Raw genomic sequence first — 25,950 nt, 5'->3', positions numbered from 1 at the left:
AGGGCACCGTCGAGCATCAACAGCACCATCGTCAGATCCCGCAAACAGGTCATGCTCTCCAGCAGCGCAGTCACCTCGGACTCGCTCATCGGCCGCGGCAACCGGTGTGGCAACCGGACCCGCACCTCCCGGCTGACCGGCTGCTGCCGACTTGCATTTCCCATGAAGGGGCGGTGCCGTTCGGCGACCATCGCCAACGCGACATCACGACGGCGCCGCATCGGATTCTCGCCGGTGACGAGTTCGGCGACGATCGCCCAGTCGTAGAAGCTCGATACTGCCGCCAGCACCCGCGCCACACTCGCCGGCGCCAACAGCCGCCCGCCGGACCCGACCGGTGCCAGACCCAACCGCTGCGCCGGCCCACGCACCGGACGGTGACGCAGCCATCCCATCAGTTCCAGGGCCAGCGCTGGCCGGAATTCGCGCCAATCGATTCCGCGTTCGGCGAAGAACTCGAACACCAGGCGCAGGTCGTAGCCGTACCCCAGCGCGGTGTTCGGGCTCCGGCCGGAATCCAGCACGTACCGCAGGAACCGGGTCACCGGCGGCACCGGTTCACCATCGGGTCCCACCAGGACCACCGAGGACACGATCCCGCCCGTCTTCACGGTCTGCACGTGCATGAACCCAGCCCACCACCGGGTGATCCGATCCGCGTGCCGACTCGCCGTGAGATGTCCACATAAGAAAGAACTTCGCCACGACCGCAGCCTGTTCGATCGTCAAGCCCTCCTCCAGGATCGCCCTCGCGGCCTCGCGGCGACCGACCGCACCGAGCAGCTTCACCGTCTTCCGCTTCACGCTCAGCTCCTTCGAGACCCGTTCCACCGGCACCCCGAGGTCGAGCATCTCGGCGACCCCGGCGGCGTTCTGTGCGGTCGTCAGGCCGGTGCGGTGGTTGTTCGAGTTCATCTGCTCGCTGATCCGGGCGAGTGCACGCTCGACCTCGTCGGCCGTGTCCTGCGAGCGCACCAACACCGGGATGGTGTCGCGGTCGGTAGCACGCGCTGCAAGCAGCCGTCGCTGTCCGTCGATCACCACCAGGACACCGTCCTCGCGGCGGTTCGCGGTGATCGGATGCAGCACACCATGCTCGCGGATCGACGCCACGAACCCCGGTGTCGCGTCCAGGTCGACTCGGTCACGCACGTTCTTGCCGACGTCGAGAGTGTGTGGATCGACCTCGATCAGCTCGACGCCCACCGGTTGCTGTGTTGCGGTCATGATGTTCTCTCTCCTGTACTGTCTCGGGCGAGAACACCGGGCAGATAGTTGCTGCCCGGTGTTCTCTTGTTTCCGGGTGTGGTTCAGCGGAAGGTGATGGACTCGCGCGTCGGGTACACCCGCACGAATCCGGCTCCCGCGACGGCGTAGGCGAGTTCGCCGTAGAACAGGACGTCGCCCTTGCTCAGCGATCGGTGCCGCTCGGCCCGGTACCGGCGGACCGCGTCGAACTGGGCCAGTCGGGGACCGGGTTCGTTGAGCGCCTCGAAGACCTCCTCGAGGTTCGCCTCGAGGTCGCGGCGCGGGTCCATCTCGAACCGGCTCACCTCGCGCAAGGGGTCGCCTTCGGTGTAGCCGATGAGCATCGCGTCGCGTGCCTCGTTGTGCAGCACCCGCATCGGCACACTCGGCGCTCCCGGTGTCACGTTCATCTGTGATTCCCTTCGGTGGTGATGGACCGGACCTTTCCGGTCTCGGTCGTGTGAGTGGTGTCCGTGGTGTCGGTTGGGAACCGGGCAGATAGTTGCTGTCCGGTTCCCACCGACGTTTCGGATCGGATTGCTTACGCCGCCTGGGCGGGGCGGCGGCTGTGGCTGGCGATCAGCGCCTCCGCGACCGGTTCGAGGATCGGTTCCGGGTTCTCGTCCCATCCCGCGACGAGAACGGCGCGGCCACGAATCGGGCGGTCGGTGCCCGGGCCGTACCGGTTCACGATCGCGGTGGCCACCCGGTTGACCGGAACGGCAGGCACGTCCTGGTGGTTCGCCCCCACGAGCAGGCTCGCCGTGCCCTGGTGCGGGCCGCGCCCGAGAACGAATCCGGCCGCGCCGACGTCACCGACAGCGTCCAGCGCCGCGCCGATACCGGCCGGGATACGCAGCCTCGCCCACAACGGGTCGATCGGCAGGTGCTGGGCGGTCATGGTGCCGTCGATCTCGATCACGATGGCGGAAAAGGTGGTACGCATGCTCTGTCTCCTTCTGAAGATGTGGGTGTGGTCAGAAGCCGAAGTCGGCCGGGACCAGCCGGATCTCGGCCGCTTGGATGTACGGGTCGTCCGGAACAAGACCGAAGACCATGCCCACCAGCTCGGCGCGCATGTCCATGCCCAGGTCGTCGAAGTCGGGGTCTTCCTCGACCCGCAGGTCGGCGTAGATCGCACGTGCGACGGCGATGGGGTCGATGACCTTGTCGAGGACGATGGTGCTGCTCACAGGAACCTCCGATACTCAGCCGGGCCACCTGCGCGGCCCGATCATTTTTTGTGCCCTTCTGGCAAAGGAGAGGTCCGCCGGTATGAGGGGGCCGGAGTGCAACTGCCGAGCCGAAAAATCTTGGGGGAGCGAAGCGGAGGAAAGAATTTTCGGAGCCCATGGCCGCCGCAGGCGTCGGCGGTTGCGCGCAGGCCACCGCCGGCGAGACTCGGAAGGCCAGAAGGGAACAACAACAACGCCCTTCACCGGGCGGAGCGCAGCGGAGCTCGAATCAGGGGACGCCGAAGGCGGCCTCGCCCGGGTCGAAGGACCGCGGCCACCCCAAGACAGCCGGTCGCTGCTGCAGGCCTCGTGGCACGCGGGGTGTCGTGATGCGGAATGATGAGTGTGACGCACCGGCTGCTGCGGACTGTGCACCGCCTGTTCGGATGGCGCGCACGGGCTCGCACTGGGTGTCGAACACTTATTGTTGAGCGAACCTCGTTAGGAGCCGTGTGAGCACCCTCGGTAGTTTCATCTGGTCGATCGCCGATCAGCTTCGGGGGCCCTACCGTCCCAACCAGTACGGCAACGTGATTCTTCCGCTCACGATCCTGCGCCGACTCGACTGCATCATCGAGCCCGACCGGGAGACGGTGCGCGCGCTGGCGGCAAAGTACGACAACGCCAACCGGCTCAAGATCGAGGTCAAGAAGGCCACTGGCCGGCCGTTCTATAACACCTCGAACTACTCGTTCGCCAACCTCCTTCAGGATGCCGACGGTCTGGCGGACAACCTGGCCGACTACATCGACCGGTTCTCACCCGATGTCGACGTGTTTGAGTACTTCGACTTCAAGAAGGAGATCCTCGCCCTCGAGAAGGCGGGGCTGCTGCGAGAGGTCATCACGTCCTTCAAGGCCGTCGACCTGCATCCGGACGTCGTCTCCAACGCCGACATGGGCGATGCGTTCGAGTACATCATCCGTAAGTTCAACGAGGCCGCGAACGAGACCTCCGGCGACCACTACACCCCGCGGGACGCGATCCGGCTGCTGGTTGACCTGCTTTTCGCCGAGAAGGACGCCGACCTGACCGAGGCCGGCATCGTCCGCACCCTGTATGACCCCACCGCGGGCACCGGCGGCATGCTCGCCCTGGCCGAGGAGCACCTGCTCGCGCAGAACCCCGACGCGAAGCTGAGCCTGTACGGCCAGGAGTACAACCCGCAGTCGTACGCGATCTGCAAGTCCGACCTCCTGGCCAAGGGCCACGACGCGACCAGCATCGCCTTCGGCAACACGCTCACCGATGACGCGTTCACGGGCCGCCACTTCGACTTCTGCATGTCAAACCCGCCATACGGCGTCGACTGGAAGCAGTACGCCAAGGCAGTCACGAAAGAGCGCGACGAAGCGGGCCCCTACGGCCGGTTCGCCCCCGGCCTCCCGGCGACCTCGGACGGGCAGATGCTTTTCCTGCTCCACCTGGCCCACAAGATGCGCGCCCCAGAGGACGGCGGCGGCCGGGTCGGCATCGTCATGAACGGCTCGCCGCTCTTCAACGGCGCCGCCGAGTCCGGCCCCTCCAACATCCGCAAGTGGCTACTGGAGAACGACCTGGTCGAAGCCATCGTCGCACTGCCGACCAGCATGTTCTTCAACACTGGCATCGCCACATACATTTGGATCCTCGACAACACCAAGCACCCCGACCGCAAGGGCCTGGTCCAGCTCATCGACGGTTCGTCTTTCTGGACCAAAATGCGCAAGAACCTCGGCTCCAAGGGACGCGAGATCAGCGACGCCGACCGCGCCGAGGTGGTGAAGTTGTACGCCGACTTCACCGCCGCCGACCCCGATTGTTCCAAGGTGCTACGCCACGACGAGTTCGGCTACTGGACCATCACCGTCGAACGCCCCCTCCTCGACGAATCCGACAACCCCGTCGTCGACCGCAAGGGCAACCCGAAGCCGGACACCAAGAAGCGCGACACCGAGAACGTCCCGTTCACCTACGGCGGCTCGACCGCCGGTGCCGCGCGCAAGGTAGAGGTCATCAGTGCCTACTTCGACGCCGAGGTGAAGCCACACGTCCCCGACGCCTTTATCGACTGGGCCAAGACCAAAACCGGCTACGAAATCCCCTTCACCCGCCACTTCTACAAATATGTCCCACCGCGTCCTCTCGCCGAGATCGACGCTGACCTGGAGAAACAAGTCGCCAAGATTCTCGATCTGTTGCGTGAGGTTGAGCAGCGATGACTACGCCGCCCGAATGGCGTGAAACAACGGTGCGGCGAGTGTTGCGCCCGCTTAACCGACCTGCTCAAGCGGATCTCGGTGTCATCACCGCCTATCGAGATGGCGCAGTCACCCTGCGCTCCAACCGCCGTGAGGACGGTTACACCTTCTCTGATACCGAGAACGGTTATCAGGAGATCCTCCCCGGCGATCTGGTCTTCCACGCCCTCGACGGTTTCGCTGGCGCTGTTGGCGTCTCGGACAGTCGTGGCAACGGCTCACCCGTCTACCACGTCTGCGAGCCTGTGGCGGGCGACGATCCCGCTTATCTTGCCCGCGTGCTACGCCACCTCGGCACCTCCGGCTTCCTCGCCAACCAGGCGCCGAACGTCCGCGAGCGCAGCGTTGACTTCCGCAACTGGAATACCTTCGCCCGCATTCCTCTGGTATTGCCCCCGGCCAGCGAGCAGCGCGCCATCGCCAATTACCTCGACCGCGAGACCGCCCGCATCGACACGCTCATCGAGGAGCAGCAGCGTCTGATCGAGATGCTCCGCGAGCGACGCCACTCGCTCATTGACGGCGTCTTCGGCGGTCATGTCCCCAACGTCCGGTTGCAGAACGCCTGCATCGACATCGTCGACTGTCCACACTCCACGCCGGAGGTCTCAGACGACGGCGAGTACGAGGCAGTTCGGACCGCTTCCGTCCGCAACGGAAAGTTTCGGCCGGGAAACGGATTGTCTGTCGACGCAGACACCTGGAAGGTCCGGAACGCGGCAGGAGCACCATCCATCGGAGACGTTCTCTTCACGCGTGAGGCGCCCGCTGGTGAGGCATGCATGGTTCCCAGCAATCGGATCTGCCTGGGCCAGCGGATGGTTCTTCTGCGGATCGACCACACGGTATGTGTGGGGGAATTTCTGCTATGGCAGGTCTACTCCGATCGCGTGCAGAACCACTTCCTGCTCTCGGCAAACGGCTCAACGGTGGCAAACGTTCGGCTCACCGTCTTGCGCACGACTCCGATTTGGCTTCCGGATCTCACAGAGCAGCGCCGCATTACTGCGTATCTCAACGATCAGACGGAGAAGATCGACGAACTCATTAGGGAGACCGAGCAGTTCATCGAGCTTTCGAAGGAGCGTCGTTCGGCGTTGATCACGGCGGCGGTGACGGGGCAGATCGACGTACGAGGGATGGTGTGATGGCCGATCACAACGAGGTCGTCTTCGAGTACGAGATCTGCGCGTACCTGGTCGATCACGGGTGGTTGTACTCGGCGAACGACGCCGGCTACGACCGGGAACGGGCTCTGTTCCCCGAGGACCTGTTCGCCTGGCTGCAGGAGACCCAGCAGGCGGCGTACGAGAAGGCTTTGAAGGCCGCGGGATCGCAGGCGAAATTCCTTGACGTGCTGACCACGGCGCTCGACAAGCCCCTGGACCATGGTGGCGGGACGCTGAACATCCTGCGGAACGGGGTGCAGTACATCGGCGGCGGCCGGTTGAAGATGGCGCAGTTCCGCCCCGAGACCAGCCTGAATGCGACCACCAACGAGCAGTACGCGGCGATGCGGGTGCGGGTGATGCGGCAGGTGCGTTTCTCCACCGCAGACCGGCGCAGCATCGACATGGTCTTTTTCGTCAACGGGCTGCCAGTGGCCAGCGTCGAGTTGAAGACCGACTTCACCCAGTCTCTCGATGAGGCCATCAACCAATACCGCAAGGACCGACACCCGATGACCAACGGGCGGCCGGAGCCGCTGCTGTCGTTCGGGCACCGGGCGCTGGTCCACTTTGCGGTCTCCAACGACCTTGCCGCGATGACCACCCGGCTCGAGGGCGAGAAGACGCACTTCCTGCCGTTCAACATGGGGTACAAGGGTGGCGCGGGGAATCCACCAGCTGAGGGCGGTCGGTCGGCGACGGCGTATCTGTGGGAGCGGGTCTGGGAGAAGAATGCCTGGCTGGGCATCATCGGCCGACTGATGATCGTGGAGACCAAGGAGGAGTGGGATGTCGCGACCGGGACGTCGGTGCGACGTACGAGCATGCTCTTCCCTCGGTTCCACCAGTGGGAGGCCGTGACGAACATCGTGGCCGCGGTGCGCGAGGAAGGAGTGGGGCAGCGCTACTTGATCGAGCATTCGGCGGGGTCGGGGAAGACGAACACCATCGCCTGGACCGCGCACCGGCTGGCGCGGCTGCACGTGAACGACGAGAAGGTCTTCGACTCGGTGATCGTGGTCGTGGACCGCACCGTACTCGACGGGCAGCTCCAGGAGGCGATCCGGCAGATCGACGGGTCGGGGAAGATCGTGGCCACGATCAGCCCGGAGGACGTCCGCAAGGCGGGGGCGAAGTCGAAATCCGGGCTGCTGGCGACCGCTTTGAAGAACGGGGAGCTGATCATCGCGGTGACGGTGCAGACCTTCCCGTTCGCCCTCGACGAGATCCGGGCCGACTCGTCGCTCAAGGGCCGGCGGTTCGCGGTGATCGCCGACGAGGCGCACTCCTCGCAGTCAGGCCAGATCTCCTCCAAGCTCAAAGCTGTGCTGACTGCGGAGGAGGTCAAGGAGATCGGGGAGGGCGGTGAGGTCGACGTCGAGTCGATCCTGGCGTCGGAGATGACCGAGCGGGCCGAGTCGGAGAGCATCTCCTACTTCGCGTTCACCGCGACGCCGAAGAACAGGACCCTGGAGTTGTTCGGCCGCAAGGGTCCTGACGGGAAGCCGGTCGAGTTCCACCTCTACTCGATGCGGCAGGCGATCGAGGAGGGCTACATCCTCGACGTGCTCAAGGGTTACCAGACCTGCGACACCGCGCTGAAGATTGCCGGCAAGGCCGAGAGCGGCGACGGTGGCGAGGTGGACGAGGCCGCGGCGCGTAAGGGGCTGATGCGGTGGGTGAAATTGCACCCGACCAACATCAGCCAGAAGGTGCAGATCATCGTCGAGCACTTCCACGCCAACGTCGCCCACCTGCTTGAGGGCAAGGCGAAGGCGATGGTCGTGACCGACTCGCGCAAGGCCGCGGTGAAATACAAGAAGGCGATTGACGCCTACATCACCAAGCGGGCCTCCATGGACGCCTCCTACAACTACCGCACCCTGGTCGCCTTCTCCGGCTCGGTGACGATGACCGAGGACGAGAAGTGGGCTTCGGACTGGGGGCCGCAGCCGAACAAGGATGACGAGTTCACCGAGGCCAATCTGAACCCCGGCGCCGGCTCGGATCTGGCCGCCGCCTTCAAGGGCGCGACGTACAAGATCATGCTGGTCGCCAACAAGTTCCAGACAGGATTCGACCAGCCTCTGCTCTCAGCGATGTACGTCGACAAGAAGCTCTCCGGGGTCACGGCCGTGCAGACGCTCTCCCGGCTCAACCGCACCCATCGCACTGCGAGGGGGGAGCAGAAGCGCAAGACGTTCGTCATCGACTTCTTGAACAAACCCGAGGACATCCGGGCTGCGTTTGAGCCGTACTTCACCAATGCCACCCTGGAGACCGAGACCGACCCGTACGTCGTCGTCCATCTCGCCACCAAGCTCGCCCAGGCCGGGATCTACACGCCAGAGCAGGTGCGCGAGGTCGCCGAACTGTGGGTCACCCGGAAGGGCAACAACGCGCTCTCGGCCGCGATCAGCCCGGCGAAGCACGACTTCGCCCGCCGCTACGCGGCGGCGATCGAGGCCGACGACAAAGTCACCCTCAACACCCTCGACCTGTTCCGCAAGGACGTCTCCACCTACGTCCGGCTCTACGACTTCATGAGCCAGATCGTCGACTACGGCGACCCGTACATGGAGATGCTGTCGATCTTCCTGCGGCTCCTGGAGAAGGTCATCGCAGACTCCTCCTGGGCCGCGGAGATCGACCTCTCCGACGTGGTCCTGATCGGGGTCAAGCACAACAAGGGGACCGCAGTCGACATCTCGCTGACCGGTGACGGTGAGCTCAAGGGCATCAGCGCCGCTGGCACTGGTACTCGGAAGGAGCCGAAGTACGTCGCATTACAGGTCGTCATCGACAAGATGAACGACCTTTTCGGAGCCGAATCGTTCACTGAGTCGCAGGTCCGTGAGTTCGTGCAGGGACTGGTGCAGCGGCTGCTCGCTTACCCGGACCTGGTCAACCAAACCAAGGTGAACTCGAAGAAACAGTTCATAGAGTCGCAGGACTTCCAATCGGCGGTCACTGATGCGGTCATCGACAACCAGGAGGCCTACAACACCATGGCCGACTACTTCTTCAGCGACGGACCTGGGATCAGCGCTGTCATCTTCGCGCTCGCGGACGCCTTCTACGAGGCAGCGATCGATCAGCAGATGGATTGTTAACTGCTCAAGGCCGGTCAGTTTCCTCGCTAGCAGCAGCGGCACGACCTCGGGGATGGGGGACGCGTTCCGCCTCTCCCTGCGCGCGATATAGGGAAGGAGGCCCGACATAGTCAATGCGCACAGGCCCCACAACTTCACTTACGCGATCGGCGACCTCTGAAAATTTGAGGTTCGGGAAGTCTCCTATGACACGCTGATAGATAGCATCGGCGAGCTGACCAGGAAAAATGTCTCTTTGAATCCCAGCAATGCGCTCAGGGTCGATCAAGGTGAGACTGGAAGAGATCGCGTCGAGTTCACTCATGAGCGCACTGAAATACCCGGAATCAGCATTCTGTCGCGCCTGATGAACCATCCGGTCCGCTAGCGAACCCAAAGAAACTTCGGTTGAATTCTCAAGCGGCCTTCCAACTACAGCACGCTCCCGCTGGGACTCACCAGCCACGCGGTCTTCACTGCTATCGATATCGTTCGGGGGCTTGAGCTGAGCACGACGCCTATCTGCGATTTCGCCTGGCTTTGCAGCAAGGATCCGCCGAGCTTTTTCAGAAACAGTGCGGTTGTTCTTCTCCGCTAGATCCTTCGCGAGCTGCGCAGTGTGGCGGGCAGTTCGCTCGAACTCCTCCGGGCTCAGTCGACTGAGTGGATCATCTATTGGCACCACGCACACCTCCTCGTAGACACTCAGTGTGCCTTCACCAGTCAGCTATCGCATCTACTCGGTCGAGAATGCTCTGGTTGAAGTCTTCAATCAACTTGGGGAGGGTCTCGTCGCCGAGGCGACGCGCATCGATTTCCAACCGTCGGAGTAGCTCGGTTCGGACGTACTCCGGCACCTCCTCTTCCTTGGCGGCCACCGCCCAAGCGAATCTTTCCCAACATCGCTCCAGAGCCTTATCAGTCTTTTCCTGAGCCAGTTTCGCGCGCTCACCTTTCCGGATCGAGTGGGTGGCTGCCCAGGTGACCAGAGCAGCGATCGCGGCCGCGATGACAGCACCAAGACCGCCCGCACCCGGGGACTTCCAGAACGCGGTCCAGAAGTCCTCTTGAGGAAGACACTGCACGGCGCACTGTTGCAGGAGAACGTCAACGATCACGCGACTAATGATGCCCTGCCCGAATTTTCAAACCAGTCGTACAGCAGTCTGCACGGCGCGTCTGTAACCGCCACACGCGAGGTCGACCCATACCTGCTGAGGCAGCGTGAGGGGCACGACAACGAAAGCGTGGTCACGCCGCCCCAACGCGGGATCTCATCGTTCCTGGCCAGATTCACGTGCCCTGCTGTCACCCAAGCGAGCCGCGATTCGCTCTGCCGTGGCTGTGTTCGTGGTGGTGACCTCAGCGCGGGTGGGGTAGTCAGACTGGACGAGCCGCATAATCTCGGCCAGCTCCTGGTCAGCCTGGGTTCCTCCAGCCGCTGTGGGCACTGACTCCAGTGCGCCCGCCCGTGCCCCTGCCAGTGCCGAAGCGTCCCGTTCCCACACCGCTACCGGTGGGATGGCGGCTTCTGTGAGTGCGGTTCCGACGGCTTTCTCTGCGGCGGAGATCGCGGCGTCCCGGGTGGGGAAGGTGCCGCTGTCGAGGATTTCCCGATCGTTGTGGGCGGACCAGTACCAGTCGCGGCCGGTCCACTCCACCTTCGCACCGGGATCGCCGGTGTCGCGGTCGAATCCGGCGGTGAGCTCGGAGCCGATCTCGTCGGCGCGCTGCCACCGTGGTGGTTGCGGGTTTTCCGCGAGCTGCGCTTTACGTTCGGCGTGCTTTTGGGCGGCCGCGACCATCCGGCCCGGGGTGGCCGCCCGCAACTGATTTTGGGTCATGCGCTCGTTGTCGGCGTGCCCGCGGGTGGGGTTGAGGTCACGGGTCCATCCGCGGTACATGCCGGCGGCCGCCAATCGTTCCTTGGTCGCCGCCTTTTCGGCGAGCGCTTCGGGGGAGTTCTCCCTGGCTGCGAGGTCGGCCCGCATCTCGTTGTAGGTGTGTGTGAGGCGGGTGATCTCGTCGGTCTTGGCGAACGGGACCCCGAGTTTGTCGGCGAGCTGCTCAGTCTGGGCGGCCATGTAGTCGCGGTCCTTGACGTTCAGGTCCATCGCGGCGGGCAGGTCGGCGGCCATGTTGGTCAGCCGGGTCACCATGCCGGATCCACCGTCGGCGCTGGCGAGGGCGAGGTCGACGACCTCGGCGTCGACGGTGCGGACGATGCCACCGGTGAGCCGGAATGCGTATCCGCCGACCGGGAGCCGGCCCATCGAGATTTCGGCGCCGGCGATCTCGGCCACCAGGTGCTGGCCGTCGGGTTTGCGTTCGAGGTCGCGGACGATGTGCGCCAGCCGGGTTTGCACCGCCGTGCGTACCTCCGCCGGTTCGGCGAACGAGACGGCGCGGCCGCCCACGGTGAGGGTGCGCTGTTTGCGGGGCAGTTCATTCCAGGTGGTGAGGGCGTCGGCGACCTCGTAGCCTTCCTCGATCTGCTTGGTCAGGATCGGCAACCGGGTGCGGTTGTCGTGCAGCTGCCACTTGATTCGCTCTTGGTCGGAGCGGTGGGCGCGGGCTTCGGCGTTGAGCTTGCGGAGCTGCGTTTCGAGTTCGACGACCTCGATGTAGCGGGGATCGCCGGTCGCGGCGGCCTTGGTCGCGGCCATCGAGGAGGTCATGTCGTCGCCGCCGATGTCTTCGGCCTCGGAGAAGTCGAGCACTCCGCGGCGGAGCTGCTCGATGTACGCGGATTTCTTCTCCACGGTCTGCCATTTGGTGGTGTCGTAGGAGCGTTCTCCGACGATGTTGATGATCTCGACGGTCTTGTTCTGGTTGCCCTGCCGGATGATCCGGCCCTCGCGTTGTTCGAGGTCCGCGGGCCGCCAGGGGCAGTCGACGTGGAAGAGCGCGGTCGCGCGTTTCTGCACGTTCATGCCGGTGCCCATCGTCTCGGACGAGCCGATGAGCACCTTCACCTCACCGCGCCGGCAGGCGGCGAACAACTCCCGCTTGTCCTTGGGCTTGGGGTAATCCTGGATGAACTGGACCGCCCCGGGGAACATGCCGCGGGCGACGAGGTCGGCGCGGATGATGTCGTAGAGGGTGTCGTCGCGGCCGGGCTTGGGGGTGCCGCGGTCGAGGAACACGATCTGCAGACCGCCGGTGCGCGGTTCCGGGTTACCGGCGTCGTCGTAGTAGACGGTGTCGGCGGTGCGTTGCTCGATCTCCCAGAGCTTGTTCACCAGCAGGTCGACCCGGCCTTCGCCCGCGGGTGGGGCGTCGAGGCCGCCGAGGCGGGGATCGAGGGTGACGTTGGCGCCGTCGCTGCCGATCTTGAGGGGGTTGTCGATGTGCGCGGTCTTGCCGGTGTACATCTGCATCCGCTCGTCCAGGTCGATCATGAAGTCGCGGACCTGTTGCGGCATTTCGAAGGTCAGGTTCTGGCGGCCGCCACCGGCGATCTCGGGAAGGGTGGCGGGGACCTGTTCGCGGACGACGACGTCGGTGAACTGGGCGTTCATCGACATCAGGGCGGGCAGGTTGACGAACTTGCCGATCCTCGACACCGATCGCAGTTCGGTGCCGGTGATGTTCATTTCGACCGATTGGCGCATCGCGGCGAAGTTCGCCGCCCAGGCGTCGATATTCTCCATCCCGCCGGCCTCGAGCAGGTCCGGGCGCAGGTACTTCGTCATCACCCACAGCTCGGACATGCTGTTGGCGACCGGGGTGCCGGTGGCGAAGGTGACCACCTTCTCCGGAACGGGTTTGCGGCCCTCGACGGCGGCGCGCTGGCGGTACTTACGCCGCAGGTAGGACAGCTTCATGTCCAGATCGGTGGCCCGGCTCGACCCTTCCCGCAGCGCCAGGTCGGCGTTGTTGGACTGGCGCGAGAGGTTCTTCCACATGTGCGCTTCGTCGAGAAACAGGTAGTCGCAACCGGTTTGCTCGAAGGAGAAACCGACGTCCTTGGAGTCTGCGTTGATTTTCTTCTCGAGCTTTTCCTGCCACCGCTTCTTGGCCTTCTCGATCTCCTTGATCGTGTTCTGCCCGGTGGCGGCCTCGCGGGCTTCCTCGAGCCGGGTGATCTCGTCGGCGATGTAGGCGGCCTGGGTGTCAACCGAGCACTGCATCTTGGTGAAGGCGGGTTCCGGGACGATCACCAGATCCCAGTCCTGCGAGGCTGATTGTGCCATGAACAGTTGACGGTCGGCGCGGGACTTGAAGTCGTCGCCGACCAGCACCCGGGCACCGGGGTAGGCGTCGGCGACCTCACGGGACCACTGGTCGACCAGGTGGTTCGGGACCACCACCCAGGGTTGTTTGATCTGACCGAGGCGGCGCATCTCCATCGCGCACATCGTGATCGACCAGGTCTTGCCGGTGCCGACGGTGTGGTCGAGCAGCACCGCCGGTTCGTTGATCTGCCGCACCGCGACCGCCGCCTGGTGCGGGTGGGGTGTGATCCGCAGCCCGGGGAAGGTGCGGCCCTGCCCGTTGTAGGAGGGGTCGACGAAGGAGTTGAACCGGTCGTTGAACGCCCGGGTCAGGGCGGCGGTGCGGGCCGGGTCGGCGAACAGCCATTCCCCGAACGCCGTTTCGAGCATCTCGGCCCGCTGTTGCAGTTCCTCGGTGAGCTCTTCGTGGAACCGCGGCTTGGGGGAGTGCTCGAGTTCAGCTTCGGTCTTGAACACCCGGATGGGCTGGTTGTTGGCGATTTTCTCCAGCAACGACAGGCCGTCGACGCCGCGCCGATCCCCGGCCGTTTCGTACGGCAGCCCGTAGGGGTCGGTGTACTGGTCTCCGGCGATCGTGAAGTCCCAGGACGCGGTGATGGGGGAGTACTCGACCGCGATGCGGGTGTCCGGGTGCACCGAGAACGATTCCCGGATGAACTGCTCGTACAGCGGGGTCGGTACCCAGTTCGCACCGGGGCGGACGGTGATGTTGGTCGGATCCAGATCCTTCGGGATCACCTGTCGCAGTGCGTCGACCGCGCCGGCGTAGAGCTGCGGGTTCTGCCGTGCGGCGGCTTCGGTGGCCGCCAACTTCTCCCGCACGTTCCCGGACAGGAACCTTGGGGCCGGGATCAGTTCGGTCGGGTCTTCCGGGTCGGGGAAGACCAGCCCGTCGAGCTGGGTTCGTGCGGTCTCGGGGTCGATGCCCACCAGCCCGGCGATCCGGTCCAGGTCGACCTGCCCGGTCTCGTCCAGGCTGACCGCCAGCGCTTCGGCGATGTCCTGGGCGGACTGCGCTCGTTGCGGCGAGGTGATGACGTCCTCGGTGAAGATCTTCGACTTGCGCGCCTGCTGGGTGTCCTCGTCGAAGAGTTCGATGCTGCGGACCAGCTGGATCGCCGGGTCGTAGCGGATGGCGCCCTCGAGGTGCCGCATCCTCTTCCACGCCGGGTTGGGCTCCGATGCCTCCGCCAGCAGCCGGGCGGCGACGTCCTCGGGTAGGGCACCGGTGACCGGGCCGGTCTCGTCGCCGTTGTTGGCCCGCCATTTCTTCTCCAGGTCGGTGAAGCGTTTGTCGATCACCTTCTGGTTGGGTGGAGCGGGGGTGACCCAGGTGAACCGGTTGAGCGGCCCGTACTTCCGTGCGTACGCGTCGTACTGGCGGTTCAGTTGGGTGCGCAGCCGGTTCTTGGTGTCCTCGTCGCCGCCGGTGCGTTGGGCGTCGATGAGGTCGGTGACGGTGCCGGCCATGGTGAGCATCGATTTCCACTGGGCGGTGCGGGCTTTGTCGATCCTCGAGGGCACCGGCGCCCACCGCCCGCCGAGGGAGAGCTGCTCGAACATGTCGATCTCGTCGTTGTAGCGAACCGATCCCGGCACCTCGGTGATCGCCGCTTCTTCCGCGGTGACCAGCCCGGCCCGATCGAGCATCGGATCGGCGGCCGGCTCTTCCGCGTCCTGCCCGAGTCCCGTGTCTTTCGCGGCATCGACAATGGCGGTCAGCCGGTCCCGGACCTGGGTGGCCAACGGCCTGGACGGGTCGGCGGTCACCTTCAAGGTGGCCGCCGAGTACATGCCCGACCCGACCCCGAGTTCGCCGAGCACGTTCTCCGGGTGGGCCAGGAAGTAGTCGTTGACCTGGATCTCACCGCCTGGCAGTTCAGCTTTCGAGGTGGTGATCCACTGCTCGGTCTGCGCAGACGGGGCGCGGCCTGCCTCGCGGCGGCGGAAGACCAGCAGGTCTGTGACGACATCGGTACCGGCCTGCCGGTCGAATGCCTTGGTCGGCAACCGCAGGGCGCCGACCAGGTCGCCGAGTTCGGCGATTTCCTCGCGGGCCTTGGTCCGCTGGGCGTCGGAGGTGAAGGCGCTGGTGATGACCGCGACGTAGCCGCCGGTTTCGGTGAGGGCGAGGGACTTGCGGATGAAGTGGTTATGGATGGTCAACCCGGACGGGTTGTGCAGGGGGTCGCTGACCGCGAAGTTGCCGAAGGGGACGTTGCCGATCACCGCGGTGAAGGCGCCCTCGTCCGGGGAGAACTTCTCGAATCCCTGACCCCGGACCTGGTGCTCGGGGTAGAGGTGGTGCGCGATCCGGGCGGTCATCGGGTCCAGCTCCACCCCGACCATCCGGGTGCCGCGCGGGGCGTGGCCGATGAAGTTGCCGGCCCCGCAGCCCGGTTCGAGGACCCGGCCGCCGGTGAACCCGGCTCTGCCCAGCGCGGACCACATCTCGGCCGCGATCGCCGGGTCGGTGTAGTGAGCGTTGAGGGTGGAGGCGCGGGCGGCGGCGATCTCCGGCGGTGTCAGCACCGCGGCAAGGTCGGTACGCAGCTCGTCCCACTCGGGTTTGCGCTTGTCGAAAATGTCCGGGACTGCACCCCACCCGGACCAGGCGGCGAGGATCCGCTGTTCGGCCGGGGTCGCTGCCCGGTCGTCGTCGCCGAGCTGGTGCACCAGGCGGATCGCGTCGACGTTGGCCCGGGCCCGGGCCTTTGCCCCGGAGGGTGCCAGCACCTCGGACCCGAGGACGAAGTTCGCTGCCGTCACCTCCGGCCGGTCCGCCGCCGACTCCGCCGCCAGCGGTGCAGCCGCAGCCGCAGCCGCAGCCTCGGCCGCGTTCTCGGTGGAGGGGGAGGGATCCTGGCGGTCGCGTTCTGGGGTGTCGCGCTCCCCGGTGATGCTCGCGGCGGCCGCGGCCGGCTCGAAGTGCTGCCCGGTGCGGGCGGTGGTGATCGCCTCGGCGAGGGTTGCCGTGATGACCGGTTCGGCGTCGCCGCGGCTGACCTGCCAGTCCTTGGTGCGCCACCGGTAGTTGACCTGCGCCCGCTCGTGGCCGGGTTCGCCGACGAGGTATTCCGAGGCCCGCAGGGCCTCGACGTCGGTCGGTCGGGTAGCCGTGCTGAACAGGTCGTCGGGTTCACGGGCGCTGGTGTGCAGGGTGTCGAACACCTGGCTGGCGATGTCCAGGCGCAGCAGCTCCGAGGTGTCGAGTCCGTGGGCACGGCAGGCCGCCGCCAGGTCGCGGTGCTCGCGCTCGAACTCGGTGAGCACGCGCCCGCGGAGCTCTCGGCATGCCTGGGAGGTCAGGAATCCGGTGCGGTTCAGGCTCGGGTGCAGCGATGTCGCGGCCGCGGCGAATACCTCGTCCTGGCGCAGTACCTGCCCGGTGATCTCGGCGAACCGGCCGCGGGCCTGTTCGGCCGTAAGGCCTTCCCGGACCGGGCCCGAACTGGCGCCGGGAGTACCGACCGTGGCGCGGCGCACCGCGGGCAGGTGGTGCCCGCCCCACAGCTCCCTGCTCTCGCCGCCGTCGGTGGTGACCTCCCACACTTCGGTGCCGGTGTACAGGGTGAACCGGTGCACCTGGGTGCGGGGACGGTTGGTCTTGACGAACGTGTGGGCATCGCGGGCGAACCAGTCGGTGGCCTTGTCGCGGTAGGTGTCCTCGAGTGCGGCCAGCAGCGGGCCGCGGACCTCGGCGGTGAGCCACTGGTGACCGCCGTGGTCATCGATGACGGCTGCGAGGTCCGGGCGGTCGGGGAGGCGGTCGGTGAGGTCGGTTGCGGCGGCCTCGAGGACGACGCTGGTGCGTTTGGTGACCAGGGTGCTCGCCGCCAGGGCCACCACCAGCGGGTCCTGCCGTAGCTCGTCGAGAGCCCAGTTCCGCCACTTCTCGACGTCGGCGGCGCGGTCGTCGATGCTGCCGGCCGCCTGCCAGGCGCGCAGGCTGGCGTCCGGGATCAGCGCCCGGGCGTCGTCGGCGGTCCGTTCGGCCTCGGCCACGAGGGCTGCGTCGGCGCCGTCGAGCATCAGTGCGATGTGCACCCGTTGGGCGTCGAGCCAGGTGTGGATCTTTCCCCGGTCCGGGATCTCATCAACGGCCTCAACCTCGGGCACCGCGTCGGCTGTGGCCTCGGCCGCTACCTCACTCTCGACGGCCGGTGCGGTCTCCGGTGTGGGCGCGGCCAGCTCGGGGGAGGCCCTGACCGCCTCGTGGACCGTGTCGAGGGTGGTGGCGATGTGATCGTGCAGCCAGTGCGCCGCCGCCTGATATTGCGGGTCGGCGCCGTCGACGGAGAGCAGCCAGTCGCTGACGGTGTGGTTGAGCAGCCGGTGGCGGCCGACGCTGAGCTGGTCCTCGGGTCGTCGCCGCAACACCTGCAACCGGGGGTGGGTGACCATCTCTGCCCGAAGATCGGCGAGGACCTCGTTTTCGCGTTCGCGTGCCCACTCGGTCCGGGCGCCGTTCCAGCCGCGGTTCCAGTCGGTGAAGATCTGCTCGGTCCGCGGGTCACCGACGGGGACGCCGTCGAGCGCGGCGCGCACTCGCGGGTCCGCTGCCGGAATGGGGGCGCCGCCGCCTGGGCCGTGTTCGGTCCAGGCGTCGCGGCCGACCTGCCGCCAGTCCACCGGGTCGGTGCGGTGGCTGTTGGCGTGCACCCGGGTCAAGGTGTCCTCGGCCAGTTGCTGCCGCGCGGTTTCGGTTTCGGGGCCGGCGGTGGTGACGGCGGTGTCGATCGCCTGCTGGACCGGTGGTGCGGCGGTGAACTGCTCGGCGCGGCCGGTTGCGGCGTCGGCGACGGCCGGGTCGGCTTCGAGGGCGGTGACCGCGGTGTCGGCGGCCGGGCGGTCGCGATGGTGCTGCGCCCAGATGCGGGCGGGCAGCTGGGCGGCGGCAGCCTGCCAGTGCGCCGGGTCGTCGAGAGCGGCGCGGGCGACGGCCGCGATCTGCGGGTCCTCGCTCACCACCTGCTCGACCAGACCGGCCTGCACCTCGTCGTGGGCGCGGCGCATGGCCCAGGACGTGAACTGCTCAAAGGTGTTCGATTGCGCTCCGGCGGCCAGGTTGAGGTCCTCGTCGGCCATCACCTGCCCACTGATCTCGTCGAGCAACGCGGTGACATCCTCGGAAGAGGCGGTGGGTTCGCGCTGGGCGGTGAACTCGGCGACCAGCTCCCGCAGCGGCCGCCGCCCCGGGGCGGTTTCCGTGTCCGGTGCCGGGGTGGGCGTGTCCGGGTTGTGGTGTTCCCGGTCCGTCTTGTGTGCGGCGAGTTGGTCGCGGATCAGTGCGGAGCGCTCACGCGCCTGCCCCGGTGTCAGCGGTGGCCCGGTGTGCTCGGCGCGCTCGTCTCGTGCGCGCTGCGACTGCGCTTCGGCCAGGATGCGGGCGATCTCCGGATCGGAGGCGTCGGCGACCTTCCCGGACCGGGTGCGCAGCATCTTGATCTGCTCGTCGGCGCGGCCGATCGTCAGGTCGTCGGGCAGCCGCACCGGCAACCCACGCTGACGACGCAGGGTGCGCAGATACGACTGCTGACGGTCGGTCGCGGGCCGGTCCCGCCAGGTTCGGCGCGGCGGCCGTACTCGGCTGACCGCGGCGACATCCACCCCGTCGACGTCGTAGCCGGCATCGGTGCACACCTGCCGGGCACGCTCGGCCGCGTCGCGGGCCTCGTAGGCATCAGCCGAGACCCGCTCGACCCGGGCCGCCATCCGGTCCGCGGTCGTACTCAGGTCCTCGATCAGTTCCGGATCGGTGCCCAGCAACGCTGCTTCGGCGGCCTGCACCTGGATCTGCTGCGCACCGCGGATCAGGGTGGACAGCTTGCTCTCGACCTCGTCGAGATGTCGGGCGGCCCACGCATAGGCCACCAACTCCGGTGCGGCTACACCACTCGGTTCCCCGCCGCCTTCGACGCCTTGATCTGTTCGTCGATCATCTGTGCCAGCTCGTCGGCCAACGGATCCGCCGCCGTCAGCGGTGTCCTCTCGTTGTCCTCCATCTTCTGCGCGATCAGCGATTCCGCGTACGTCCGAAACGTCATTGCCTCGCTCGGCCACACCCTGCGGACCACCCGCCGTGCCAGGTCCGGCACCTCGACCATCCCGCTCCGCCACCGATCCGGGTCGCGGGACTGACGTCTCTGCGCGATCTCCGCCTCGATCCGTTGCTCGATCTCCAGCTCCCGGGCGATCTGCTCCTCGCTGATTTCCGGCACCTGGGAGTACAGCTCCTCCGCCAGCACGGCCTCCCGGCTGTCGTGCTCGGCCTTCGCGATCAACTGATGGGTCATCATCACGTCCGGATCCTGCCCCGGATGCTCGGCCTTCCAGTTCCGCACCAGATAGCCCTGACCGACCCCGACCCGCTGCAACACCAGCTCCGTCAGCCGCTGCGCCTCCTCGTCGAACTGCGCCGTCAACTCTGCCTGCGTCGCGCCCGGGTCCACGCCCAGGTGCTCCCGCCAGATCCGCTCCACTTCCGCGCGAATCGTCGGATCGAATTCCGCCATCGTCGTTTCCTCCCTGGATGATGTGTCCGCGCTCGCTCAACCGTCTTCGCCCCTCTCATGTGCTGCCACGCGAAGCGTGACCTCCCCGTGCGCCCATTCGTTGGACACAAAGCACATGCAGCCTATGACGGATCTACCGAAAGTACTTGCAGCCCAAAGTTGTTAAAGTCTTACAACTTTGCCTGCGGTCTTTCCTCAGGCGGCACCGGCAGCTGCCGACCGAGGCGCAGCCGGAGCCGTGATCTTCTGGTTGACCAGCATGTTGAGCGATACCCCTTGTTCCTCGGCTTCGATCGCCAGGGTTCGGTGCACCTGCGGGGACGTGCGCACCATGAACTTGCCGCTGTAGGGCCGATCCGCGATCGGGACCGGTGGTTGCTCCCCGGACAGCGTCATGTCCTCGAGCACTTCACGGACGACGCCGATGACACCGTCGAGTGCTTCGGCTTGCGTTTCCGCCAGCCAGGACAACGACGGGAATTCGGCGACGGCCCCGACGAATTCGCCGTCATCTTCGGACCAGGTCACCCGATAGGTGTAGTGCGATGCGTCAGCCATTGTCACCCTCCTTCGTGAGCTTGTCGTATGCGATGACGACCTGGCCGACCTGATAAGCCTTGGCCTTGCCGCCGCTGCCTTTCTGGATGTTCACTCGCGGGTCGCCCGCCCACGGCATCTTGAATTCGATCAGTTCGGGGGTCTCGGCGAGCATCCGTTCCCACGAGGGATGGACGAGGTCGACGGCGCGCTCGGGCACACGCTCGGCGGCGGGTATACCGCGTGCGAGGTACCGCGCTGGCGCGGTTCCCCGAAGATGTCGCAGCAGAAGTTGAAAAGCTCGGTATACGTCACGCTCTGCGGACTCGCCCTCATCCTCGCGATCAACTTCGCCTGCTTCGACATACCGGGATGGTATCACCCGCGATACCACTTAGGTAGGTGTTGGAGGGCGCGGAGCACGAAAGTCAGCGGCATGCGATACCGGCGATCAGACGAAAATCTGCAGGTCATTGGCCTCACAACCGGCGGCGTCGCTGTTACCGGGCGCCGGAGAAGGGATCGGTGTCGGATGTGCCACCTACACTCAGCGCAGAGAAGGGGAGGACAACTGTGAACGTCGAAGAACGCCCACGCAAGGTACCCACACCCTATCCGGGAGAGGGACGCCAGCTGCAGCTGTCAGGATCAGCACTAATCTGTGTCGCTGTCGTGGGAGTACTCGGGGCCCTGGTGATTTTCGGGCTGGAAAGCCTGTTCTTCTACGTGGTTGTTGCGGTCGCTTTCGGCTTCGCCGCACATGCTTTGTTGCGTATCTATCGCGGCGTCGTCTTCACCGAATTGGAGTCTCGTCTCGGACTGACGGAGGATCGGAACTAACCGCCCCAACGACCTCTGGGTTCCCTCTCCGAGCAGGGCTCGGGGAGCTAGGTGACAGGCAAGACACAACTACCTTGCGGCTCCGCAGTAATCACTGCAAACGAGTGAAGGCCGGCACTTCCTTGTGAGGTGCCGGCATTCACTCGTCGTAGTCACGCTCGGTGGTCCGGCAAAGTGCCGATTGCATGGGCTGGGCGCCGTTGTCCGCCGTCACACACAACCGCCACCCGAGGAGTCACAGCTACTTCCCGCGTCGCCAGCGTCGGCATGGTTGACACTGGCGGGGGCGTCGCTGCTCGTCGTGGACCATCGTGGCCGTCGGCGCGTTTGAGAGGTCGGCGCTGTCGGCCGGTTGCGGGCATCGTCGGCGACCGTGTCGGCGATGAACCGGCTACGCGAGTCTTCGCGGACTGCGACTGCGGGGTATCGGCGGTCGGAGTCACGATCGATCTTCTCGCGCAGGACTCGGGCGATGACCAGGACGCCGAAGAAGATCACTGCACTGAGCACGCCTGGCAGCCAAGCTGAGAAGACTACGCCGACAACCACGCCGAACACTGCGGCCATGAAAGCCGAGAGGAGGAGTGAGGTTCTGCGCTCGTTCATTTCGGTGGCTCCAAGTTCCGGGTGATAAGTGCTCGGGTGTGAGTATGTGCATCATCGGCCAGCACTCGTGGTGAGGCGACCTCTTTACGTTGAGCGGGCGAAACACGCTCGCCTGCTCGGGTCGGTGGACGGCTACGGCATGAGTGCGTTCAGGTAGTCGCCGCGCACTTCGGCTAGGGCACTGCTCCGAGCTGATTCGGCCGAGTGCAGGTCCGCAGATGTATCGATGATGCTGGATGCGCCGAGGACATCGTGCCCGGACGCTGCGACCAGGGCGCCGATGTTGGCGGAGACGCTCGCTCCTTTGCTGATGCGTTCGACGGTGTCGTTCTGAATTCGCACCGCTTGTAGCCGGTCCCGGTACACCCTCAAGGCGAAAATGCGGCGGAGCACTGGTTCCCACACCCTGGTGTCGAGGTCGCGGATCTGCTGCTGCCAAAGGCATCGGGCGTGGTCGATCTCCGAGGTCGTGCCTTCTGGCTCTGCACCGATTTCGGCTCTGAGGTCAGCGGCAGCGAGTAGCTTGATGCGTGATGCTCACGAGATGATCATCGACGCCGACGGGCACGACCGCCGCGGTGTCGAATGCCTCCATCGCGATGTCGTGAAGAAGCCTGATCTCTTGAACCACTTCCGACGCGAGCGCAATCGCCGCAAGATAGTCGCACCGCACTCGATCACCGGACCACCGAGGCCACCGACCCTTGCGGGCAGCCCGCGACCAGATCGCGGAATGCCGCAGCGAGAACCAGTTACCCAGATCGATCCGCTGCTTCCCCGATCCCAGGTCCCCGATTTCTCTGACCGGCGAGGTGTATCCCCGCGCCGAGCCGAGTTGGTAAAAGTATTGGACGTACTTTCGCCGGGGCGCGCCGGACGGCAACAGTGCCAGTTCGATGGCCTGGATCAGGTATCTGTTCGCCGGGCTGGAGCCGCGTCCGTTGTCGAGTTCTGCCGCACGTTCGGCCACATGACACTCGATTTCCGACACGGGGTCGATCTGCCGGTTCTCCAGCGTAGAAGCTTCCGCGACGGCGTCGCTGACTGCGTCCCGAACTCTTCCCCAGAGCGCCTTGACCTGTGGCTTCATGCTTCTCCGTCGTTTCGTCGGTCTGCTGTCAATAGGAGCGTTCAGAACAGTCCCATCTGTTCCTGAGCGGCGCGTTCATCGGTACGGCGTTCGTACGCGGTCGAGAGGGCCTGCGCGGTCGCGGCCGAGCATCCCATTTCGGCCCCGATCTGCTTCCAGTCGGCGCCGGCGTCACGCATGGTCCACGCGTCTCGTTCGTCGTCGATCATGATCTGTGGTCCTTCCGTATCGGCGAGAGTCACGACTGCCCGTCTCGGATGGTGTTGCGGCGCTCGGTGAGCGCGCGTTGGCGTCGGCCGATTTCGCACATGTGCTCATACAGCTGGTCCTCGGGAAGCTCGTGAGCGGCCTGGGTGAGTGCGGTCGCGGCGGCGGCGAAGCTGCGCCGGTATGCCTGGCTGAACACTGCTCGGGCGTAGTGGTCGATCGCGGTGTGTTCGGCGCCGAGAGTGGCGAGGTTGGCGAGGTGGCGGGAGCGTTCGGATCCGTGGTGGCCGGCGAGGTCACCGGACTGTTCGAGTTCCGAGCCGACCATGGCCGCGTTGTGGGGTGCCCCGCCCGCGATCAATCGGGTGATCAGGGAGAAGAACTCGCGGTGGATGGGGCGCACGAAGTCGGTGGGCTCGAGGATGCCGATGGCGTGTTGCGCGGCCGCCCGGGGCGCCCACAACAAGGCGCACAGGAACAGTGCTTCGACGTCGTTGTGCAGGTCGTCGGCGTAGTCTTCGGGCTGGATCGGGTCGGCCGCGGCGGGTTCGGGGCTGTCCGTGACGCCGGGGACGACGGAGAGTGCGGCGCTCATGCCGGTTCGTTCCTTTCGTGGGGCCACGGGATTCAGGCCGCCGTGAGGCTTCTGATGCGGTCGATCCGAAATCCCCCCCAGTGTTCGGTGCCGGCCACGACGACCGGGGCCTGGCGGTAGCCGAGGCTCATCACGTAGTCGCGGGCTTCGGCATCCTCGGTGAGGTCGACAATCGTGTACTCGATCCCCGCTTTGTCGAATTGCAAATAGGTGGCGTTGCACTGATCGCAATCGGGCTTGGAATACACGGTGACTGTCATAACTTCCCCCTTCGAATCAATTTCGATTGCATTTATCTTATCGAATAAGACGCTCATATCCAAGCCTTTCGACTATTTAATTCGATCATTTACGGCCCATTCATAGGGCGCTTTTCGATGCCCTTCCCGGACCCGCTGAGGCATAACCTTCCCTGGGGCAATGGTGCTGCTACCACTGTGATCACCTGCCCTCGGAGCTGCTTTCCCCCTGTACTGGCGGAAGTCCTTCCGGGGCCGGCGGGGCGTCAAGGTGAGCGGGGAAAGTTTTCTGCGGAATAAGGGAGCGCGCGACCGCGTGGAAAGCTTTTACTGAGCGGACTTGATGCACAGGTGACCCGGGAGAAGAATGGGAAAAGAATAGGGGGATGGTGCCGCAACGGTTATTACTTGTTGATTTCTCGGCGGTTTCCTTTTCGCGGCTCGTCCAGTCGCCGGCGGATGCGGAGTGTCCGAACCCGGCAATCATTGGTTCGGGAATTCTTGGGTTCCGTCCGGTGCGGTCTCTTCTCAGCACCGCAGTAGTTCCAGCTATCGGCGGGTGCATGCTCGGCATTCCCAGCGTCCGCTCACCTTCTGGCATGTCCGGCGTTCTTCGCACAGCCAACACCGCTGATTCGCTTTCCGATCGGGATCGTTGGTGCTTGCGGTCGGGATCGCTCCCGCCGGGACGCCGACGGTGTGTGCGTCCTCGAGCTGAGGTGATACGTCGCCCGGTGCGGGGGGTCGGGGTTGCAGCATGTGGCCGAACGCGTTCTGGCAGCCGGTGCACACGTCACCGGATTCGGTGACTGGGGTTTCGCAGGTGGGGATGGCGCATGGGGCGAAGAGGTCGAGCTGGGTGAGTTGGTGTCTCGGCTCGGTCATGGTGGTTGCTCTGCCTTGTCCTTGGTGCGGGCACACCGGGCAGATAGCTGCTGCCCGGTGTGCCCGTTCGGGGCCGATCTACGTGGTGGTCAGGATGTGTCCGCCATGCGCTGCATCAGCGGGCTTGATTCCGGTGTCAGACTTCGGTCACCTGGGCGCTGGCCGCGGCGGCGGCGACGTCGATCGTGACCTTTTCCAGCGCGGTTCGTGGCACATTCCAGTACCGGCCGTCGTCGCCGCCCAACTCGGCGATCTTCACCTTGGCACCGTTCGAGAGGACCACGAATAGCGTGGTCGGATCGATACTTCGGGCCTGCTTCACCCGCACTGTGGACCCCGTCGACAAGGGCGCGACCGCGACGATCGGTTTCGCTAACAGTTCCTCGGGCGCGGGCAACAGCACTTCTGGCTGTGCCCTCACTCCGGGGCCGATACCGTCGAGTGGCTTGAGCTCGTAGTTCACCTTCAACTGGCGAACCACCTCGAAAACGCGCCCCTTCATGTCCTTGTTCGCGACCACGGGGTCGATGATGACGCGGTCGCCAGCCCGGAAGATGTTCTTCGACATAGTCTTTTGTTCTCCTTCGGTAATGGGTGTGCGGTGCGTTGGCGGTTATGCGGGGATCCAGGTCACGCCCTGGTCTCCGATGAGGGCGAACTTCCCGGCCGGTGCACCGCCGGTGTACTGGTGCAGTGCCGTGCGGGCGCGGGTGACCGCGCAGCCGAGCGCATCGGGGGAGTCGCCGAGTGCCTCGACGCTGGCCTCGCCCATCGCCAGGGCTACCGAGTCACCCTCCGTGTCATACAGGCCGACAGCCCAGCTCGTAATGGGTTCACCGGTCGCCAAGGCAGGGCCGCCGTTGGTTGTGGCCAGGAGGTAGAGCGACCGGCCATCGGGGGCGTAACCGGCACCACCGGTGAGGGCGTAGCAATTTCCGCCGGTCGAGGTCACTTCGGGATCGGTGACGCCGACTGCTTCCAGTTGAGTCAGCTCGCGGGCGTAGATCTCTTCCAACGTGCCGTAGCTTCGGTAGTCGAGCACATCGGACGTCCCCACGATGGGATCCACGGGCTGTGTCGGTGGGTTCATATGTCAGTGACCTTTCGTACGGATCGGACCACAACTCACCGTGTCCCGATCGTTCTTTTTGCCCTGCTGGCAAGGGAGAGTCGGATCGGCGGTATCAGGACGGGGTGCAACCCCTGGGCCGGGA

At 65.5% G+C, this 25,950-nt stretch carries 23 protein-coding genes; 4 read left to right on the top strand and 19 right to left on the bottom strand.

Annotation, left to right across the window (positions count from 1 at the left end; all coding sequences use genetic code 11):
- The 5 genes from MLGJGCBP_RS02195 to MLGJGCBP_RS02175 form a co-directional block, all read right to left on the bottom strand.
- A partial coding sequence (locus tag MLGJGCBP_RS02195; RefSeq protein ID WP_236580881.1) for a site-specific integrase occupies window positions 1-575 on the bottom strand: 575 nt, incomplete at its 3' end.
- A complete protein-coding gene (locus MLGJGCBP_RS02190) occupies window positions 559-1,227 on the bottom strand; it encodes a ParB/RepB/Spo0J family partition protein (protein WP_236580880.1) in 669 nt (222 codons plus the stop codon). The genes MLGJGCBP_RS02190 and MLGJGCBP_RS02195, both read right to left, overlap by 17 nt.
- Before the next feature lie 83 nt (window positions 1,228-1,310).
- Window positions 1,311-1,658 carry a hypothetical protein gene (locus MLGJGCBP_RS02185; protein WP_160093885.1) on the bottom strand — a complete coding sequence of 116 codons (348 nt, stop codon included), beginning with the start codon at window positions 1,656-1,658 and terminating at the stop codon, window positions 1,311-1,313.
- A gap of 131 nt (window positions 1,659-1,789) precedes the next feature.
- Complete coding sequence (locus tag MLGJGCBP_RS02180) at window positions 1,790-2,194, bottom strand: hypothetical protein (RefSeq protein WP_160093884.1); 405 nt, start codon at window positions 2,192-2,194, stop codon at window positions 1,790-1,792.
- Window positions 2,195-2,225: 31 nt separating this feature from the next.
- Entirely contained in the window at window positions 2,226-2,441 is a 216-nt protein-coding gene (locus tag MLGJGCBP_RS02175; RefSeq protein WP_160093883.1) for a hypothetical protein, read from the bottom strand.
- Window positions 2,442-2,935: 494 nt separating this feature from the next.
- On the opposite strand from MLGJGCBP_RS02175, the gene MLGJGCBP_RS02170 reads away from it, so the two are divergent.
- Genes MLGJGCBP_RS02170 through MLGJGCBP_RS02160 form a run of 3 tightly spaced genes read left to right on the top strand, consistent with a single transcriptional unit; the run spans window position 2,936 to window position 9,005 of the window.
- Window positions 2,936-4,684 (top strand): type I restriction-modification system subunit M, encoded by a 1,749-nt coding sequence (locus MLGJGCBP_RS02170; RefSeq protein ID WP_160093882.1) that lies wholly within the window; start codon window positions 2,936-2,938, stop codon window positions 4,682-4,684.
- On the top strand, window positions 4,681-5,871 hold the full coding sequence (locus tag MLGJGCBP_RS02165; RefSeq protein WP_160093881.1) for a restriction endonuclease subunit S: 1,191 nt from the start codon (window positions 4,681-4,683) through the stop codon (window positions 5,869-5,871). The genes MLGJGCBP_RS02170 and MLGJGCBP_RS02165 overlap by 4 nt, the downstream gene beginning before the upstream one ends.
- Window positions 5,871-9,005 (top strand): type I restriction endonuclease subunit R, encoded by a 3,135-nt coding sequence (locus tag MLGJGCBP_RS02160; RefSeq protein ID WP_160093880.1) that lies wholly within the window; start codon window positions 5,871-5,873, stop codon window positions 9,003-9,005. Before MLGJGCBP_RS02165 ends, MLGJGCBP_RS02160 begins: the two co-directional genes overlap by 1 nt.
- Window positions 9,006-9,009: 4 nt before the next feature.
- On the opposite strand, the gene MLGJGCBP_RS02155 is transcribed toward MLGJGCBP_RS02160, so the two are convergent.
- The 6 genes from MLGJGCBP_RS02155 to MLGJGCBP_RS53655 form a co-directional block, all read right to left on the bottom strand.
- Window positions 9,010-9,669 carry a hypothetical protein gene (locus MLGJGCBP_RS02155; protein ID WP_160093879.1) on the bottom strand — a complete coding sequence of 220 codons (660 nt, stop codon included), beginning with the start codon at window positions 9,667-9,669 and terminating at the stop codon, window positions 9,010-9,012.
- A gap of 31 nt (window positions 9,670-9,700) precedes the next feature.
- Window positions 9,701-10,102, bottom strand: coding sequence for a hypothetical protein (locus MLGJGCBP_RS02150; protein WP_160093878.1), 402 nt, complete (start codon window positions 10,100-10,102; stop codon window positions 9,701-9,703).
- Window positions 10,103-10,258: 156 nt separating this feature from the next.
- The gene (locus MLGJGCBP_RS02145) at window positions 10,259-19,096 is read right to left on the bottom strand and encodes a DUF3072 domain-containing protein (RefSeq protein WP_236580879.1); all 8,838 of its coding nucleotides are present in this window, start codon (window positions 19,094-19,096) and stop codon (window positions 10,259-10,261) included.
- 14 nt (window positions 19,097-19,110) lie between these two features.
- Window positions 19,111-19,737: a hypothetical protein gene (locus MLGJGCBP_RS02140; protein WP_160093877.1), complete on the bottom strand. Its 627-nt coding sequence runs from the start codon at window positions 19,735-19,737 to the stop codon at window positions 19,111-19,113.
- A 195-nt stretch (window positions 19,738-19,932) separates the two neighbouring features.
- The gene (locus MLGJGCBP_RS02135; RefSeq protein ID WP_160093876.1) at window positions 19,933-20,295 is read right to left on the bottom strand and encodes a type II toxin-antitoxin system HicB family antitoxin; all 363 of its coding nucleotides are present in this window, start codon (window positions 20,293-20,295) and stop codon (window positions 19,933-19,935) included.
- The gene (locus MLGJGCBP_RS53655; protein ID WP_328799379.1) at window positions 20,288-20,494 is read right to left on the bottom strand and encodes a hypothetical protein; all 207 of its coding nucleotides are present in this window, start codon (window positions 20,492-20,494) and stop codon (window positions 20,288-20,290) included. The genes MLGJGCBP_RS02135 and MLGJGCBP_RS53655 overlap by 8 nt, the downstream gene beginning before the upstream one ends.
- A 353-nt stretch (window positions 20,495-20,847) precedes the next feature.
- On the opposite strand from MLGJGCBP_RS53655, the gene MLGJGCBP_RS02125 reads away from it, so the two are divergent.
- Complete coding sequence (locus MLGJGCBP_RS02125) at window positions 20,848-21,114, top strand: hypothetical protein (RefSeq protein WP_160093875.1); 267 nt, start codon at window positions 20,848-20,850, stop codon at window positions 21,112-21,114.
- A 210-nt stretch (window positions 21,115-21,324) separates the two neighbouring features.
- Here MLGJGCBP_RS02125 and MLGJGCBP_RS02120 read toward each other — a convergent pair whose 3' ends face one another.
- From MLGJGCBP_RS02120 to MLGJGCBP_RS02090, 8 genes are all read right to left on the bottom strand, one after another.
- Window positions 21,325-21,720 (bottom strand): hypothetical protein, encoded by a 396-nt coding sequence (locus MLGJGCBP_RS02120; RefSeq protein WP_160093874.1) that lies wholly within the window; start codon window positions 21,718-21,720, stop codon window positions 21,325-21,327.
- Window positions 21,721-21,852: 132 nt separating this feature from the next.
- Complete coding sequence (locus tag MLGJGCBP_RS02115; RefSeq protein ID WP_160093873.1) at window positions 21,853-22,062, bottom strand: hypothetical protein; 210 nt, start codon at window positions 22,060-22,062, stop codon at window positions 21,853-21,855.
- A 163-nt stretch (window positions 22,063-22,225) separates the two neighbouring features.
- Window positions 22,226-22,810 carry a hypothetical protein gene (locus MLGJGCBP_RS02110; protein WP_160093872.1) on the bottom strand — a complete coding sequence of 195 codons (585 nt, stop codon included), beginning with the start codon at window positions 22,808-22,810 and terminating at the stop codon, window positions 22,226-22,228.
- A 41-nt stretch (window positions 22,811-22,851) separates the two neighbouring features.
- Window positions 22,852-23,019, bottom strand: coding sequence for a hypothetical protein (locus MLGJGCBP_RS50295; protein ID WP_201452934.1), 168 nt, complete (start codon window positions 23,017-23,019; stop codon window positions 22,852-22,854).
- Between the two features lie 29 nt (window positions 23,020-23,048).
- Window positions 23,049-23,612: a DnaB-like helicase N-terminal domain-containing protein gene (locus tag MLGJGCBP_RS02105; RefSeq protein WP_160093871.1), complete on the bottom strand. Its 564-nt coding sequence runs from the start codon at window positions 23,610-23,612 to the stop codon at window positions 23,049-23,051.
- A 32-nt stretch (window positions 23,613-23,644) separates the two neighbouring features.
- Window positions 23,645-23,872 carry a glutaredoxin-like protein NrdH gene (gene nrdH / locus MLGJGCBP_RS02100; protein ID WP_160093870.1) on the bottom strand — a complete coding sequence of 76 codons (228 nt, stop codon included), beginning with the start codon at window positions 23,870-23,872 and terminating at the stop codon, window positions 23,645-23,647.
- Window positions 23,873-24,872: 1,000 nt separating this feature from the next.
- A complete protein-coding gene (locus MLGJGCBP_RS02095) occupies window positions 24,873-25,256 on the bottom strand; it encodes a hypothetical protein (RefSeq protein ID WP_236580878.1) in 384 nt (127 codons plus the stop codon).
- Between the two features lie 93 nt (window positions 25,257-25,349).
- Entirely contained in the window at window positions 25,350-25,793 is a 444-nt protein-coding gene (locus MLGJGCBP_RS02090; RefSeq protein ID WP_236580877.1) for a hypothetical protein, read from the bottom strand.
- Window positions 25,794-25,950: the final 157 nt, after the last annotated feature.

Origin of the sequence: Rhodococcus sp. T7 (assembly GCF_009872365.1) — a bacterium.
Classification (GTDB): Bacteria; Actinomycetota; Actinomycetes; order Mycobacteriales; family Mycobacteriaceae; genus Rhodococcus_F.
This window is presented reverse-complemented; position numbering and strand designations above follow the sequence as displayed.